General features: G+C 44.2%; 10 protein-coding genes. 7 read left to right on the top strand and 3 right to left on the bottom strand.

What is annotated here, in order from left to right; translation table 11 throughout:
• Positions 1-427 precede the first annotated feature (427 nt).
• The 3 genes from MKX71_RS18720 (at position 428) to MKX71_RS18710 (ending at position 8,521) form a co-directional block, all read left to right on the top strand.
• Positions 428-1,504 (top strand): response regulator, encoded by a 1,077-nt coding sequence (locus MKX71_RS18720; RefSeq protein ID WP_044052439.1) that lies wholly within the window; start codon positions 428-430, stop codon positions 1,502-1,504.
• A 317-nt stretch (positions 1,505-1,821) separates the two neighbouring features.
• On the top strand, positions 1,822-7,785 hold the full coding sequence (locus MKX71_RS18715; protein WP_339231482.1) for a SpaA isopeptide-forming pilin-related protein: 5,964 nt from the start codon (positions 1,822-1,824) through the stop codon (positions 7,783-7,785).
• A gap of 97 nt (positions 7,786-7,882) precedes the next feature.
• Entirely contained in the window at positions 7,883-8,521 is a 639-nt protein-coding gene (locus tag MKX71_RS18710) for a class A sortase (RefSeq protein WP_015251045.1), read from the top strand.
• Between the two features lie 139 nt (positions 8,522-8,660).
• Here MKX71_RS18710 and MKX71_RS18705 read toward each other — a convergent pair whose 3' ends face one another.
• The gene (locus tag MKX71_RS18705) at positions 8,661-9,071 is read right to left on the bottom strand and encodes a YwpF-like family protein (protein ID WP_003227794.1); all 411 of its coding nucleotides are present in this window, start codon (positions 9,069-9,071) and stop codon (positions 8,661-8,663) included.
• A 174-nt stretch (positions 9,072-9,245) separates the two neighbouring features.
• Between MKX71_RS18705 and ywpG the strand changes: the two genes are divergently transcribed.
• The 4 genes from ywpG to ywpJ all read left to right on the top strand — a co-directional run bounded on the left by ywpG (position 9,246) and on the right by ywpJ (position 11,910).
• A complete protein-coding gene (gene ywpG, locus MKX71_RS18700) occupies positions 9,246-9,629 on the top strand; it encodes a DynA interaction protein YwpG (RefSeq protein ID WP_014478204.1) in 384 nt (127 codons plus the stop codon).
• A gap of 76 nt (positions 9,630-9,705) precedes the next feature.
• Positions 9,706-10,047, top strand: coding sequence for a single-stranded DNA-binding protein SsbB (ssbB, locus tag MKX71_RS18695; RefSeq protein ID WP_198878443.1), 342 nt, complete (start codon positions 9,706-9,708; stop codon positions 10,045-10,047).
• 223 nt (positions 10,048-10,270) lie between these two features.
• A complete protein-coding gene (glcR, locus tag MKX71_RS18690; RefSeq protein WP_015251048.1) occupies positions 10,271-11,047 on the top strand; it encodes a transcriptional regulator GlcR in 777 nt (258 codons plus the stop codon).
• Between the two features lie 5 nt (positions 11,048-11,052).
• Complete coding sequence (ywpJ, locus tag MKX71_RS18685; protein WP_015251049.1) at positions 11,053-11,910, top strand: phosphatase YwpJ; 858 nt, start codon at positions 11,053-11,055, stop codon at positions 11,908-11,910.
• A 124-nt stretch (positions 11,911-12,034) separates the two neighbouring features.
• Here ywpJ and MKX71_RS18680 read toward each other — a convergent pair whose 3' ends face one another.
• Positions 12,035-14,803, bottom strand: coding sequence for a DEAD/DEAH box helicase (locus MKX71_RS18680; RefSeq protein WP_339231480.1), 2,769 nt, complete (start codon positions 14,801-14,803; stop codon positions 12,035-12,037).
• The gene (locus tag MKX71_RS18675) at positions 14,790-16,400 is read right to left on the bottom strand and encodes an SWIM zinc finger family protein (RefSeq protein ID WP_339231479.1); all 1,611 of its coding nucleotides are present in this window, start codon (positions 16,398-16,400) and stop codon (positions 14,790-14,792) included. The genes MKX71_RS18680 and MKX71_RS18675 overlap by 14 nt, the downstream gene beginning before the upstream one ends.
• Between the last annotated feature and the right edge of the window lie 14 nt (positions 16,401-16,414).

Here is a 16,414-nt window from a genome sequence, read left to right as displayed (position 1 = left end):
CAGAGAGGATCTTTTCCTTTTGCTGAAGCGATCTCTTTTGGTGACAGAATCTGATTTGGATACAATGTCCATTTTCCGTTCAGCTGTACATTCCCATCCTTCTGAAAATCCCAATTCTCCAGGTTCATGACCCCATGCCTTGCCGCAGGAAGCGTTGTTCCAGAAAAATGGTCAATGGCAATGAAAACCATAAAAAATGCAGCGTAACCGAAAATAATCGAAGTGAAGATCAATTTCTCTTTCATATCATGGCTCCTTTATTCAAATAGGATCATTCTAAATTCCTATTTTTTTATAAATATTGTAAGTGCAAAATTTCAAAAACTACAATAGAAAGAAAAAGAATCCAGATAAAGGGGTTATTTGTCATGATATAATAGAAGTTATTTACTGATATCTCGATTTTACATATAGGGTGGGATGTTTTGTGAAAGCGTTAATTGTTGATGATGAGCACTTGGCATTGCTTCATTTTAAGAAAATGCTTGAACGAACAAACGCCTTTCAATCTATTATGGCGTATCAAGATCCAGTTGAAGCCTTAGAGCATCCTGAGACTCCTGCTGTAGATGCGGTGTTTCTTGATATTGAAATGCCGGGGGTAAACGGCATTGAGCTTGCTGAGGCGATTCAATCGATGAATGAAAACATCCAAGTCGTTTTCATCACGGCTTATAATGAGTTTGCTATCAAAGCGTTTGAGCTGAATGCCATTGATTATTTGCTGAAGCCTGTCATATACAAGCGGCTTGAGACAACTGTTGAACGAATCAAAACGAATAATATGCTCAGACAAAATGCAGAAAATACCGAGGCGCATTTTTCCATCCAATGCTTTGGGAGCTTGCAGTTTCATCAAACCTTAAAGGATGTCAAAACAAGCATTCCAGTCAAGTGGAGAACGTCGAAAGCACGTGAAATATACTTATTTTTGCTTCACAATCAAGGCCATGTGGTCAGTAAAGAAATGCTAATCGATCTTTTTTGGCCTCATTACGATGTTTCAAAAGCAAGCACCCAACTTTACTCCACCATTTACCAAATACGAAAATTATTCAGCCAGATCCCTTTCAGCCAAACTATCGAGAAGACTGATACTGGGTATATTCTTCGGCTTTCAGGCGCAAAAATCGATGTTGTCGAATGGGAAAAATCACTAAAAGGGGCGCCGCCGCTCAATACGGCTACATTACATCTGCACATGGATATTTTCATGTCCTATCAAAATCATTACCTAATGGAGCACGGTTATCTTTGGGCAGAACCGGAAAAGACGCGTCTTTCCCAGCTTTGGCTCGGAAAGGCCTATGAACTGATCGATTATCATATTCATGAAATGAACGATCATCAAGCGATGGACATTTGCCTGCAAGCCGAGAAAATTGAGCCATGCGATCATAAAATTATGCAATACAAGCTGCAGCTATTCAACAAAAACGGGAAGGTAGAAGAGGCGATAAAAGAATATCAGCGTTACAAACAAATGAAGGATCAAATTAATTAAAGAACTCCAAACCAGTATGTGTCGATTGCCTTTCGATGCACACTGGTTTTTTTGTGCACTTAAAGGGAAGGCCCTCGCCATATGTCTCCTGGGTGAAACTTCAACTCTCTCCAATTCACTTCAATCTTACATGATTTCTGAGTTGTACAGAAATTGTATAGTTCCATTTCATACAATGTAGTTTGGTTCGGATGGCAAATCTTAGTTTTGAAACTCATTCGGCATTAGCAGTTCTTTTTGGGGGATGAGACATGATGTTATGGTCTCGCGGATCAATCGGCAAGTGAAAGATAGATAAGAAAGGGAGGAATGAAAAGTTGAGAACGAGGAGTTTTCCCTTAGGGCTGAAAAAAAGCGGGCGGATCGTTATGATCATAAGCCTTGCCATCTTTTTCTTCTTCAGCCAGATCGCCAGCTATACTCTTACAGCACAGGCTGTGGACGTAACGTCCAGTGACAGCCAATTCTTCGATTCGGTAACAGTTAAGGACGCAAAGAGTCAGATTGTTGACGGATCAAAAGGAAACGAACCGGCATTAACGCCGGGGGATGAAGTGATACTGACATATGAATGGTCATTGAAAAAAAATAAAGAAGCATATAGCAAACAGGAAATCAATGTGGAGATACCTAAAAGCTTTACATTTGATAAAGGTGCAGAAGGTGAGATCAAATCTACTGATCAGGTCATCGGCAGCTATCAAGTGCCGGCGGGCAGCAGCATCATGACAGTAAAATTAACAACTGCATCCGCGGATTCTCCTGATGCCAAGGGGACCATTACACTGCCAGCTAAGTTTACTGCAGATGTAAAAGACGATGAACATACAGCAGCAGCCCTTTTTCAGCTAGGGGGAGGCAAAACCCAGCAGGTGATCATCCCTGTTAAGAAAGAGGAGACACCAGATGCCGAGGCGGAAGAGCCAAAAAACGACTCTTCTGATACTGCGGGTGATCAGGAAGGGAAAGATGACAAACCTGCACCTTCAGTCAGCAAGGATCAAAAAGAGGAAGAACAGCAGCCGTCAGATGACTCTAAGAGCGGCGAAGCCTCTAAGAGTGATGATTCAAAAAAAGTGTCATCCTCAAGTCAATCAGCTTTCAAAAGCTTGCAAACTGAAGAAAAACAAATCACGCAACATATTTTAACTGGCGTGACGTTGACGGACGAAAACGGAAAGCCATATGACAAGGGCAATCGCGCCAATACGAATTCTCCGGTGAAAATTTCAATTGATTGGGCTATTCCTGACGATTTAGGAAAAACGATCAATGCCGGCGATAAATATGAATTTGATTTGCCTAAAGAATTTATTATGCATAATGACATTGTGAACCTGCCGTTAGGCGCCGGAGACACCACCTACGGGACATTTTCTATTGATACGAACGGACATGTGGTGATGACATTTAACGGCGAGGTAAAAGAAAGTTCTAATGTCAAAGGCACATTGGTTATCAATACGCAGTTCAACGAGAAAAAAATAACGGGTTCGACAACACAAAAGATTCCATTCCCTGTGAATGCCGATACTCCTGAAACAACAGTTTATTTTAAACCCAATGTGAGTAAAACCATTGATAAATCAGGTGTGCTGGATAAAGGCATCAACCCTGGTAAAGTAACATGGACGGTCGATGTCAATAAAAAGTTGGATCAAGTCAAAAATGCCAAACTCGCGGAAAGCCTTCCAGATGGCGTAATCTACCGTTCAGTTAAAGTGTATGAACTCAATGTGAACATTGATGGTTCTGTCAGCAGAGGAAATGAAGTTTCTTCCGGCTACAGTGTTGATTCAAAAGGAAATGTCACATTTGAAGGGACAATTGATTCAGCCTACCGCCTTGTATACGAAACCGACATTGACAATGGTGCGAAGCCGAGTGAAGGCGGAAATATAACGCTGACAAATAAGGCGGCATTCAGCGGAGACAACCTGGAACCCATTTCTGCAGAAGCCACTGTTGCAGCCAAGTATGGAAAAATGATCGCGAAATCATCGACCGGCTATGATGGAGAATCTCAAACATTCAGCTGGGCTCTTGCATACAACTACGGTGAGAAACAGATCGACCAATCCAAGGCCAGCATTAAAGATTCTTTTGGAACTGGTGATTTGCATCTTGTGAAAGATTCTTTGAAGGTTATTCCTATTACCTTTGGTCAGAATGGCAGCGAGCAAGCGGGCAGGCCTTTAAAGGAAGGCGAGGACTACACGCTCATCGATAATGGAAGCGGATTTGAAGTCAAATTTAATAAAAACGTAACGAGCGCTTACAAAATCACATATCAAACAAAGGTCAACAGCGGAGTGATCATTGATAAATCTACAACATACACCAATAGCGTTGTGACCGGAACAGGGGATTCAAAAGAAGCTTCTGGAATAGCCATTCAGCAAAATCTCATCAAAGGATATTCAAACGTTGATTATGAGAAGAAGACGGTTGATTGGACGATTACAGTTAATAAAAATAAATACTTGATGAACAATTGGACTTTGGATGATCAATTTGAAAGCGGCGGAATGGTTCTGCTTGATGAATCGTTCAAGCTTCAAGACACAACGAACAACAAAACATTACAGAAAGACAAAGACTACACGTTAACAAAAAAACCTGATCATAAAGGCTTTACTTTGGCATTGATCGGGGATTATGCAAAAACAGACAGTCAATTTAAGATCACTTATACGACAACGTTCAATGCCGATTATTCTAACGAAAGCGTTAAGAATACAGCTCAGTCGACATGGACTGATCAAAACGGCAATGAGCGCACGAATAAGGTATCAAGCGGTTTTACGCCGAATCATCAGACGACAAACAATGGTTTCAAGAACGGTTCATACAACGCGGTTTCAAAGGAAATCACGTGGAAAATCGGCGTCAATTATAATGGCGAGCCGACGAAAAACCCTTATATCAAAGATGCCATAACAGATCCTCAGCAATTTGTGCCGGGTTCCGTTGTGGTTAAGAGCTATACGATCAATAAAAACGGCTCCATCACAGAAGGAGACGCGCTTGATCCTTCCAAGTATGATGTCGAAGAGCCTTCTGCAAAAAATGAACGCACTCTGACGGTACACCTTAAAACAGGCGATTCTGTACCATATCTGATTGAGTTTAAGACATCACTCAAAGGACAGGTCATTGATCAGAATCAGTACACAAACAAGGCAACCTACTATAATGACGGCTATGCAGACCGCACGTTAACAGGCTCTGTTTCAGTTACGAACGGAGGAAGCCTGGTTTTCAAAGGCGGCAAACAAAATGGAAGCTACATCGATTGGAACATCAATGTCAACTCCAGCCAATCAACGCTGGATGACGTAAAAGTTACTGACACGCCGGATGAAAATCAAATACTAGATGCAGATTCTTTTAAAGTATATCAAGCAAAATATGATGAAAACGGAGTGGTCAAAGACAGCAGCGGAAATCTGACCGCGGGAGATGTCGAGCTTCAAAAAGACAAAGACTACACGTTAGACATCAAAACGGACAATACAACAGGTGAACAATCGTTTGTCCTGAAATTCATAGGCAGCTATAAGCAAATTGATCGCGCCTATGTGATCAAATACCGGTCTCTGATTAACATAGCCGGCACGAGCGGCCATGTTAAAAATAAGGTGTCCATTTCAGGAACAAATGTGAAGGAGCAGACTCAAGAAAACAGCAGCTCGATCTTTGTTGCCATTTCAAGCGGCGACGGTTCCGGATCCGGAGAAAAAGGAAGCCTGACGATTTTTAAGACTGGAGAGGACGATAAAGCTCTTGAAGGAGCAGAATTCCAGTTATGGTCTGAGGACTCCAAACAGCTCCTCCGCACTGGTACGACGGATGCCGGCGGGAAGCTTACATTCGGAAATATTCGCTACGGTTCCTATGTATTAAAAGAAGTAAAAGCGCCTGACGGATATACCATCAGTGATGCTTATGCAAAAGGAGTCTCTGTAAAGATAGACAGCAACTCCTCCAAGCCAGGAGCGCTGTACAAAGTCGTAAATCAACAGAACAAGGTGACGCTTATCAAACAAGACGAACAAAACAATCCTTTGGTGGGTGCTGTTTTTAAGCTGGAGAAAAAATCAAATGACGGCACCTATACTCTCATACGAACAGATATAAAATCTGATAAAAACGGAAAAGTAGAAATGAACGGTTTGCCGGCGGGCTACTATCGCTTGACAGAAACACAAGCTCCTGAAGGCTTTATCGTAAATACAAAAGCGATTCATTTCTCAATCGCAAAGAATGAAAAGAATCAAGTGTCTGACGTCAATTTGGGGGCAATGACCAATTATCAAGGAAAAGTATCTCTGACGAAGGAAAATGCTGAAGGCCAGAAACTTGAAGGCGCAGTATTCAACATTGTCGATCAAGATGGAAAGATCGTTCAAGAGAAGCTGACTTCAGATAAAGACGGAAAAATTGAGGCTTCGGGCCTTGCACCGGGCCATTACGCTTTTGTGGAAACAAAAGCGCCAGCCGGCTATGTGCTGAATACAAAGAAAAAAGAATTTACCATCTCAGCATCTGCAGCAGGAAAGCCTGAAGCCGCAGATGCCGGAATCGCCGTTAACGATAAAGGCTCTGTTGAGCTGACGAAGGAAGATGCAGATGGCCAGAAGCTTGAAGGAGCCGTCTTTAAGATTATCGACAAGGAAGGTAATACGGTTCAAGAAGGACTGACCTCAGATAAAAACGGGAAAGTCGCAGCTTCAGGCCTTGCACCGGGACAATACGCTTTTGTTGAAACGAAAGCGCCAGTCGGTTACGTGCTGAACACAGAGAAAATAGAGTTTGAGATCTCTGATTCCTCTGAAGGAAAGCCTGAAGCTACAGATGCCGGGATCGCCATTAATCATAAAGGCTCCGTTGAGTTGACGAAGGAAAATGCGAAAGGCAAGAAGCTTGAAGGTGCAGTTTTCATCATTGTCGACGAAAAAGGAAATACGGTTCAAGAAGAGCTGACTTCCGATAAAGATGGAAAAGTAAAAGCTTCGGGCCTTGCGCCGGGACGTTACGCCTTTGTTGAAACGAAAGCGCCAGCCGGTTATGTGCTAAACACGGAGAAAAAAGAGTTTACCATTTCTGAATCAGCAGCAGGAAAGCCAAAATCCGCTGATGCCGGGATCGTCGTGAACTATCAAGGATCGGTTCAGCTGACGAAGGAAGATCAGGATGGAAAAGGCTTAGCAGGCGCGGTATTCAAAATCACTGACAGCAATGGGAAAACAGTGAGAGACGATCTAGTCTCAAAAGAAGGCGGCAAAATTGAAGTTGACGGGTTAGCGCCAGGAAGCTATCAATTTATCGAAAAACAGGCGCCAGATGGATATCTTTTATCCGAAAAGCCAGTGTCATTCACCATTAAAGGAGAATATGGCGGCAAACCTGAGCAAGTGAAAGCAACAGCGGTTAATACGAAGAACCTTGTTGTCCTCACCAAAGTGGATCAGCATGATCAGCATAAAGTTCTGCAAGGTGCGGAGTTCAATTTGACAGATGCCAACGGCAAAGTGCTGAAGTCCGGTTTGGTTACCGATGACAAAGGACAAATCACGGTGCACGGCCTTAAAGCTGGCGAATATCAGTTTGTTGAAACAAAAGCGCCTAAAGATTATGAGTTGGACCAAACTCCTATATCGTTCAAGATCACAAACACAGACACGAAAACAGTCGAAATCACCGCGGAAAACATATTGGCACCAGGTGACGTAAATGTGAAAAAAGTGGATCAAGACGATAAAAATACCGTTTTGGAGGGCGCTGAATTCAAGTTATTGGATGAAAGCGGCAAGCCTGTAAAAACTGACGGGTATGGAAAAGAGCTTTCTGAACTCTGGAAAACAGATCAAAATGGGCAGTTCACTGTAAAAGGCCTTGCGCCGGGAAGCTACCAGTTGATTGAAACGAAGGCACCCGAAGGTTACAAACTTGACGAAACACCGATTGAATTCACAATTGAAAAAGGACAGTCAAAAGCTGTTGAGATCGTTGTTTCTAATCAAAAAGTGAAAACACCAACGCCTGATAAGCATGATCATCCTGATAAACCTGCACCGGGTGGAAATGGAAAAGATGATGGAGATCATCCGAATACCAATGGTACAGATGGCAGCTCGGATGGTCAGTCGAACACAGACAAAACCCTCCCAAAAACCGGAGATACAGACAGCATGCTGACAGCAATGATCGGTATCCTGCTGCTTATGGCAGGCGGAGGCTTAGCTGTTGCCTCAAGAAAGAAACAAAGAAAAGGATAAAGTTGAAGGCACCTGATCATCGAAGAATCGATCAGGTGCTTTTTTGAAAAGTGACACGAAGCGTTTTTAGAAGGATGCATAAGAAAGGGTTTTTTGCATGTACAAGAAAATGATCATTACAGTGTTCATCCTTTTCGGACTGCTGCTGATCTCTTCTCCTTATATCAAAGGTGGAATTATAGCTTATCTTAGCAAAAGCCAGAGTGAATCGGCCTTAACTGTGGAGCAGCTGAAAAAAAATAATGAGAGAGAAGCGGAATTTGAATTTGATTCAATCGAGCCGCCTGAGTTAATGGATGCTGTAAAGGCCGGCTTTGATCACGATCAAAAAGCGGTTATCGGGCGGATAACAATTAAAAGTGTCGATCTGGAGCTTCCGATCGTAAAAGGCACAACCAATGAAAATCTTTTGATAGGGGCGGCAACAATGCGCCCGGATCAAAAAATGGGTGAGGGAAATTATCCGTTGGCGGGCCATCATTTGAAGCAAAAGAATCTTCTGTTCGGACCTCTGGAAAACATAAAAACAGGTGCCCAAATTGTCATCACGGATTTTAAAAAGGATTATATCTATTCTGTAACATCTAAAGACATCATATCGGAAATGGGTGCAGATGTAATTGAGGAGACGAACAAAAAAGAGATTACGTTAATCACATGTGACAAGGCGGTCAAAACTGAAGGGCGCCTTGTTGTGAAAGGGGAATTGGTTGATTCTTTTGGCCATACAAATTAAATATGCAAGAGTGAAAGCACGAAAAGAAAAGCTGCCGTTCAAAACGGCAGCTTTTTTCATGCAGAACATATCTATTCTAAATGTCTATTGTGATGCTCTTCGGTTCTGTGTCTGTTTTGGGGAACATGCCCCCTCATATTTATAACTTTTGCTTAAATGCCTCAATGAGTTTTGTTCCTGTATAGCCCTCTTTTACAAGGGACTCGAGAATGGTTTCAGTGCCCTGCTGTTTTCTTGTGACCATTTGTCCGTAGAGTAAAACCTGGATGCTTTCTTCCAGCTTGACGATATTTTTCACTGCTGCTGTCAGCTGGGCGGGGCGATTGCTTTTTTTCGTGATCGTTACAAATACTTTGGCTTCAGATTGGCTGTTTTGAAGCTGTTCAAAAAAAGACAGATGTTCTTTCTGTACAAGCGCCTCAATCAGCCAGTGATTTTCACCGTCTTCTTTATTTATAATCAGTCCGTCAATAAGGGGAAACTGTTCAATTGATTGTTCTTCCTTGTCCACTCGTTCCACATTCAGGTCAACCAGTTTAAAGGTTTTCATTTCTTCTCACCCCGATTACTTCCAAAGTTTTCTTGCCTTCCATTATAACATAAACGTTTTCGAGGAAAAAATCCTGCAATGCTGGGGCTAAAGAATTTTGTATGAGCGAAACATTTAATAATTTCTATTTTTTCATTATACTGTAACTGACTATGGATTACGGAGAGATGTGGTATGAATCAATTTCGTTTAAAAGAAATTTATATTGACGGCGCTCCTTCTGAAAGCCATTTGATTCAAAAGGAAGTAACATATATGTTAAGCCGTAAAGAAGTGTTTGAGGTTCATCTGAACAAAAAAGGAAGAATAAGTTTTTTATACGAAACACAAGATGGCATGGAGCAGTATAAAATCAAGCTGTCAATGCCGGAAAAAAAATTGAGCTTTCAGTGGTTTGCGTGGGATGGCTCTTCCTATGTGCGCATGAATACGCAAAACTGGCTGACAAAGCAAATCTTTTTCCGTTTTTTAAAAAGTACATATTTCTTCAAAGGAAAAAAGCAAAAGATGTTTTTAGCTGAAGGAAAAATGAAAACGAAAGATAAAAACAGAGGCTGAAAGCCATTTTTAAGCGTTTTTCTTTTCTTGTTGCATCATTTACAATACATACAACCGCAAGGAGAGGAGGAATCGCATGTTCAATCAGGTCATGCTTGTCGGACGTCTTACAAAAGATCCTGATCTTCGCTACACTTCCGCCGGTGCGGCAGTTGCACATGTTACGCTCGCGGTGAACCGCAGCTTCAAGAATGCTTCAGGTGAAATCGAAGCTGATTACGTCAATTGCACACTTTGGAGAAAAACAGCTGAAAACACGGCGTTGTATTGCCAAAAAGGTTCTCTCGTCGGCGTAAGCGGACGGATTCAGACAAGAAGCTATGAAAACACGGAAGGCGTTAACGTGTATGTAACAGAAGTGTTGGCTGACACTGTTCGTTTTATGGACCCTAAACCCCGGGAAAAAGCTGCTGATTGACACCCCTGCTCCTCCCGTTATCTATCCATTCACTATTATCCGGATCTTCGCATCATCCCCTCAAAATTGACCAGTCGACCAGACTGGTTCTTTCTTTTTGCCTACTTAGGAAAAATTGGTTCTCTCGACGCATTTTTACTTAAAACCACTTATTAATGTTGAATAAAATCAAATAAAAACTTATAATTACTTATAAATGATTGCTGAGAAAAGGAATGAGGGCGTGTACCAAGAAGAAAGATTAGTAGCGATTTTGGATTTTTTAAAACAGCATAACCGAATTACAACGGAGCAGATCTGTACGCTCCTGCAAGTGTCAAGGGATACAGCGCGACGAGATCTTGTGAAACTTGAGGAACAGAATGCCATCATCCGCACAAGAGGCGGCGCCATTTTGCCGACTGTGCATCAGAAAATTCAAAGCTATTCCGGCCGCCTGAAAACAGTGTCTGAGGAAAAAAATAAGATCGGCAGGCTTGCAGCATCGCTTATTCATGATGGAGACCGGGTGATTTTAGACGCCTCTACAACTGTTCAGGCATGTGCAAAGCATTTGAATGCGGTTGATTGTACGGTAATCACCAATTCGATTAATCTTGCGGATGTGCTGTCCGATAAAGAGGCAATTGAAATTTATCTGCTGGGAGGCAAGCTGGAAAAGGAGCACCGCTTTCTGTACGGGTCCTCTGTGATTGAAAAGCTCTCAAGCTACCATGTTGATAAAGCGCTGATTGGTGTGGTCGGTATTTCCGAACATGGCATTACAATTGCGCATGAAGAGGATGGCATGGTGAAGCGGAAAATGATACAGCAGGCAAAGCAGGTCATCGCGCTTGCAGATCATTCGAAGCTGGGCAGCACCAGTTTTTATCAGTATGCGGAGCTGAATGAAATCGACCTTTTGATTACAGACAGGCTGCCGAATCAGGCATTTTGTGACTTGCTTGACCGAAACGGCGTTGAGCTTCTCGTGACAGAGCAGGATGAAGGAAAGGACTGACAAACGTGAAATTAATTGCGATTGATTTAGATGGAACCTTACTCAACAGCAAGCATCAGGTAAGCTTGGAAAATGAAAACGCACTGCGGCAGGCGCAGCGGGATGGCATTGAAGTGGTGGTGTCAACTGGGCGCGCTCATTTTGACGTCATGTCAATCTTTGAACCGCTGGGGATCAAAACATGGGTCATCAGTGCAAACGGCGCCGTCATTCACGATCCCGACGGCAGGCTTTATCATCACGAAACGATTGATAAGAAACGGGCGTATGACATTCTCTCATGGCTTGAGTCGGAAAACTATTATTATGAGGTATTCACAGGTTCAGCGATTTATACGCCGCAAAACGGCAGAGAACTTCTTGATGTTGAGCTCGACAGATTCAGAAGCGCAAATCCGGAAGCGGATCTTTCTGTCCTTAAGCAGGCGGCCGAGGTGCAATACAGCCAATCGGGCTTTGCTTACATTAACTCCTTTCAAGAGCTGTTTGAAGCCGATCAGCCAATCGATTTTTACAATATTCTCGGCTTTTCTTTCTTCAAAGAAAAGCTTGAGGCAGGCTGGAAAAGATATGAGCATGCCGAAGATTTGACGCTTGTCAGTTCGGCTGAGCACAACTTTGAGCTTTCTTCCCGCAAAGCTTCCAAGGGGCAGGCGCTGAAGAGGCTTGCGGAACAGCTGAATATTCCGCTCGAGGAAACCGCTGCTGTAGGTGACAGTTTAAATGACAAATCGATGCTGGAGGCTGCGGGAAAAGGTGTAGCGATGGGCAATGCCCGGGAAGACATCAAATCGATAGCCGATGCTGTCACCTTAACCAATGACGAACATGGTGTCGCACATATGATGAAACATTTGTTGTAAGTATATGTGCTGCCACAAAAGCGCATCCTGTTGATAACCGGCGTAACGGATTTTTTGGAAATTCGGCGTGACGGCTATGAACGGAAAAAAGCTGGCTCTCTAGAGCCAGCTTTTTTAGTCATGATTATTGCGCTGTAGCGCTTAATGTAAACAGTTCTTCGAGCTCCTGTGTGGAAAGCTCGGTAATCCAGTTTTCACTTTGGATAATTTGATCGTTCAGGGTTTGCTTGGATTCAAGCATGACATCAATTTTTTCCTCGATTGTTCCCGTTGTAATCATTTTATGAACGTGGACAAAGCGCTCCTGGCCTATGCGGTATGCACGGTCAGTCGCTTGATTTTCAACCGCCGGGTTCCACCATCTGTCATAATGGATGACGTGATTGGCGGCAGTCAAATTAAGTCCGGTGCCCCCAGCTTTGAGTGAAAGAATCAGTGTCGGATATTCTTTCCTTTGAAATTTCTCAACGAGTGTATCCCGCTCTTGCTTGGAGAGACTCCCGTTTAAAAATTGCACAGGTTCCCCGAACGTTTTTTCAAGCAGCCGCTTCATCATGTTCCCCATCTGAATGTATTGCGTGAAAATCAGGCAGCTTTCGTTTTGGGCGCGGATCGCTGTCATCAGTTCCAGCAATTTTTCGAGCTTGACTGATCTGCCGGCCAGCAGCTCGGTTTGCTCTTCCTTTAAATAAAGCGCGGGATGATCGCATATTTGCTTGAGCCGTCCAAGCATGCTGAGGATCAGCGCTTTTCGCTGCATGCCGGTGAGTGATGTCATATGGTCAAAAGTGTCTTTGACGAGCTGCTCATAAAGGGATGCCTGCTCGGCTGACAGCGGGATAAATTCTTTTTCTTCCAGCTTCTCAGGAAGATTAAGCGCGACCTCTTCATCCCGTTTCGTCCGGCGGAGAAGGAATGGCCGGATTAATTGCTGAAGCTGTCCGATTCTCTTTTCGTCCCGGTCTTTTTCGATCGGCAGCACATAGCGTTTATGGAAGCCGGTCAAACTGCCGAGGTAGCCTTTATTCATGAAGTCAAAAATAGACCACAGCTCAGTCAGTCGGTTTTCCATCGGCGTGCCGCTCAGCGCGATATGGTGAAGCCCCTTCAGCTTCCTGATTGCGCGTGATTGCTTCGTATGCGCGTTTTTAATATTTTGCGCTTCATCAAGGCAGATCGTGTTCCATGTCACAGAAGAAAGCTCTTCAGTATCGGCATGTGACAGACCGTATGAAGTGAGCACCACGTCTGCGTTTTCATAATGCGCGGCGAAATCATCACCCTTTGGCCGGCGCGGCCCATAATGGAGCGCGACAGACAGATCAGGGGCAAAGGTTTGAAGCTCCCGCTGCCAGTTGCCAAGTACGGATGTCGGCGCAATAATCAAATGAGGCGTTTTTTGCCGGCCGCTTTCCTTCACGTGAAGGAAATAGGCGATCATTTGAATCGTTTTCCCAAGCCCCATATCGTCAGCCAGACAGGCGCCAAAACCGCTTTCCCGCAGAAACAGCAGCCAGTTCATGCCGTATTTCTGATAAGGGCGGAGCGTTCCTTTGAAAGAAGGACTGACTTCGTGCTCCGGCAGGTTTTCCGCGGCAGTGAGCTTTCGAATCAGTGACCTGAGCTGTTTAGACAGATCAAACTGAATGCCTGCGAAAGCGGATGTATCAATCAGATCCGAATCCTCAAGTCCGCCATCCTGCTGATCCATTAGCTCACGCGCCAGAATATCAGACATGTGGAGTCCCTCTGATTCTGCTTTTTCCATCAGGCGTTTCATCTGTTTGATAAACTGCGGATCGATTTTAACCCATTGCCCGCGGATATTAACAAGGCGCCTGTTGCTGGCGACAAGCTCATTAAATTCAGCCTCAGTCAGTTCAATTCCATTTGTCGAAAACCGCCAGTTGAAATCAAGCAGTGCATTCATGCCGACAAATGACTCGCCGCGCGGGGAGGACGACACCTTTGCTTTCAGCATCATGTTGCTGTCTCTGACAATCTGCCACCAGGACGGCAGGAGGATTTCTACCCCCATATCGACAAGCGTCTCACTTGCTTCTGACAGGAAGATCCAGGCTTCTTCCTCCGAGATCAGCGTTGTCCCGGAATCAAACGACAGCCACGGAACCGTTCTGTGAAAGCGGTCCTGCTCACGCGCGATTTTATCGCTGTACGCCTGCCACGATTTTTTGAGGCTCTTCAGTCCGTCAAAGAATTCTACAGCGCCGCTCTTTTTATCGCGTAAAAACATCTCGATCTTCCATTCGTCTCCGTCAAAGTCCGGTTCATTTAAGCGCAAGCCGACAGTAAATGGAGATTGATCGTCAATCCAGCCAATGCCTTCCAGAAAATCCTCTTCATCAAGAAAATGGCCGCGGAATGTCGTAACCGCAGGCGATTTTTCCTTGATATGTTCCCATTTCTCCCGCAGGTCATCGTCGTACTGGATGTAATCCTGTACGGCAGCGGAAAACCATTCCGCAGTAAAGCCTTCCAGTATATTATCGCGGTCTTTCCAGCGAAAAACACCGTTTGTCCATGCTTCATAGTCAGGCATAAAATCGCCGTCTGCGATAAATTCATAGATGGTCGATGCCGCCTCGATCAGCGGCTCCGTTTCTTCTGTAAGCTGCACGGAGCTGAATGAGTTGAACGAGTTTTTGCCGAGAAGCTCTACAGTCATCCATGGCGATAGCAGGACAGCAGTCGTCCCGATGAAGCTGACATCCTCTAGAAAGGTCCCGTAAAATGAGGATTCATGCCATTGGAACAAATGCTTTTTCATATGGCTGTAGGGAAGAGGCTGCTCATTTTCATCAAAGGCTGAGAGCGTAAATGACCCATCTTCCATTTGTTCGACGTGGATGAGAATTTCTTTAAGACTCGCCATCAATCAACTTTCCTTTCTGCAGTTCTTCTTGAAGCGCACGCAGGCGCTTGTAATGCGAGCTCAGCAGCTGAATATACCGCTCCCACACCTTTTGCTTTTTCGCTTTTTTGTACAGGGTGCGCAATTTTTTCAAATACCGGGCGGCTTCCTTGTACGAGCTGCGGTTCTTCTGATCAATGAAAAAAGCCACTTCTCTATGGTAAGCCGGTATAAGCGCCTCAGGGTCGCTCGCTGCAATTTCCTTGAGCATCATTTTATCCATTTCATTGATGGAAAAGCCGACAAGGCTATGAATTTCAATCCACTCGGCATAGCGTTTTTTTTCATATAAATGATGGCTGTATTCTGTGAACGTATACGGCAGACAGCCCGCGGCAAAGCGCTCAAACAGCGCTTGATCATTGGTTTGCTGCACATAGGCATTCAACAGAAGGAACAGCTCGCCGATCACATCGCGAATCTCTTTAAACGGCTTATCCAGCTTCGTATAACCCATCGCAATTGGCTCAATTTGCTGGTACCATGTTTTAAGCCGTTTCCAGTCCTTCTTGGCAGTCATTTCACTCAGCCATTGGAACGTATAAGGGAGCGCTTCCGGCGGGAATTGATCCGCTTCCGCAAAAATAACGTCATCATTCTTTTGCAGGAATTCCAAATGCAGGCGCCCGAATTGCAATTCGGGAGAAAAACGCCGTCCAGCTTCTTTTTTCAATATCTCCTGTTCGCGTGCCACCCATTTTGGCCGCGACAGCAGCGCACTCCAAATTTCACCGAAGACGCGGATGCGTTCATATTGGAAAATTTCTTCTTTCAACAGCAAAGGTCGGATAACATCCGGTGTTTTATCCAAAAACGGATCAAGCGCAAAAGACAGCGCGTACGTTTTTAATTTATCAATAGAGCTGTAGATTGTATCCATCAGCTGTTCAACGTACGGATTGAGGGAATAATAATCTTGTTCGGGGTTCAGCTTTCCCGCTTCAATCAATGTGAACATGCGAAGCCAAACCGCAATCGCGGAATGAATCTGATACAGGCTTTTCAGCTCCGGTTTGTTCGGCGCATGTTTTTTTAATGCGGACAGGTAGCCGTAATAGAGGCCCTGCATGTTTTGGCTGCCTTCTGGCGTACGTGCCTGCCAGAGAGAAAACTCTGAATCAAAAAAAGCAAGCCAGCTTGAAAGCGATTCTTCATTAGGCAGCACCTTTTCCTGAAACTGGCGGCGGACGAGCTCTTTGCTTTCCTCAAGCTTTTCCCTCTCCAGCCAATACTCTGTAAAAGTACCCACTCGCTCGAACATTGCATATACATATAAAAACACAGCCAGCATATGGCGGCAGATTCTTCCGGACGGACATGAACAGCCGCTTTTGACTATGACAAACAAGTTCAATGTGACCCGCACAGGCACAACATCCTGCACGTAAGCCGTAACTTCCGTCGGACTCACTGCTTGTAAACGATAGACTGAATCCTGCCGATATAAAATAAGGGCTTTTTTGATCAGCTGAACATTTTCCTCATTGTAAGGAAGAAGTTCTTTTAACTGTTCAGCAGATGCCAGCACATCGTCTTTGGAAATCATATTCTGAAGCATGATTATCGCTCCTA

It is taken from the genome of Bacillus sp. FSL M8-0071, from assembly GCF_037975455.1.
GTDB classification, from domain to species: Bacteria; Bacillota; Bacilli; order Bacillales; family Bacillaceae; genus Bacillus; species Bacillus subtilis.
This window is presented reverse-complemented; position numbering and strand designations above follow the sequence as displayed.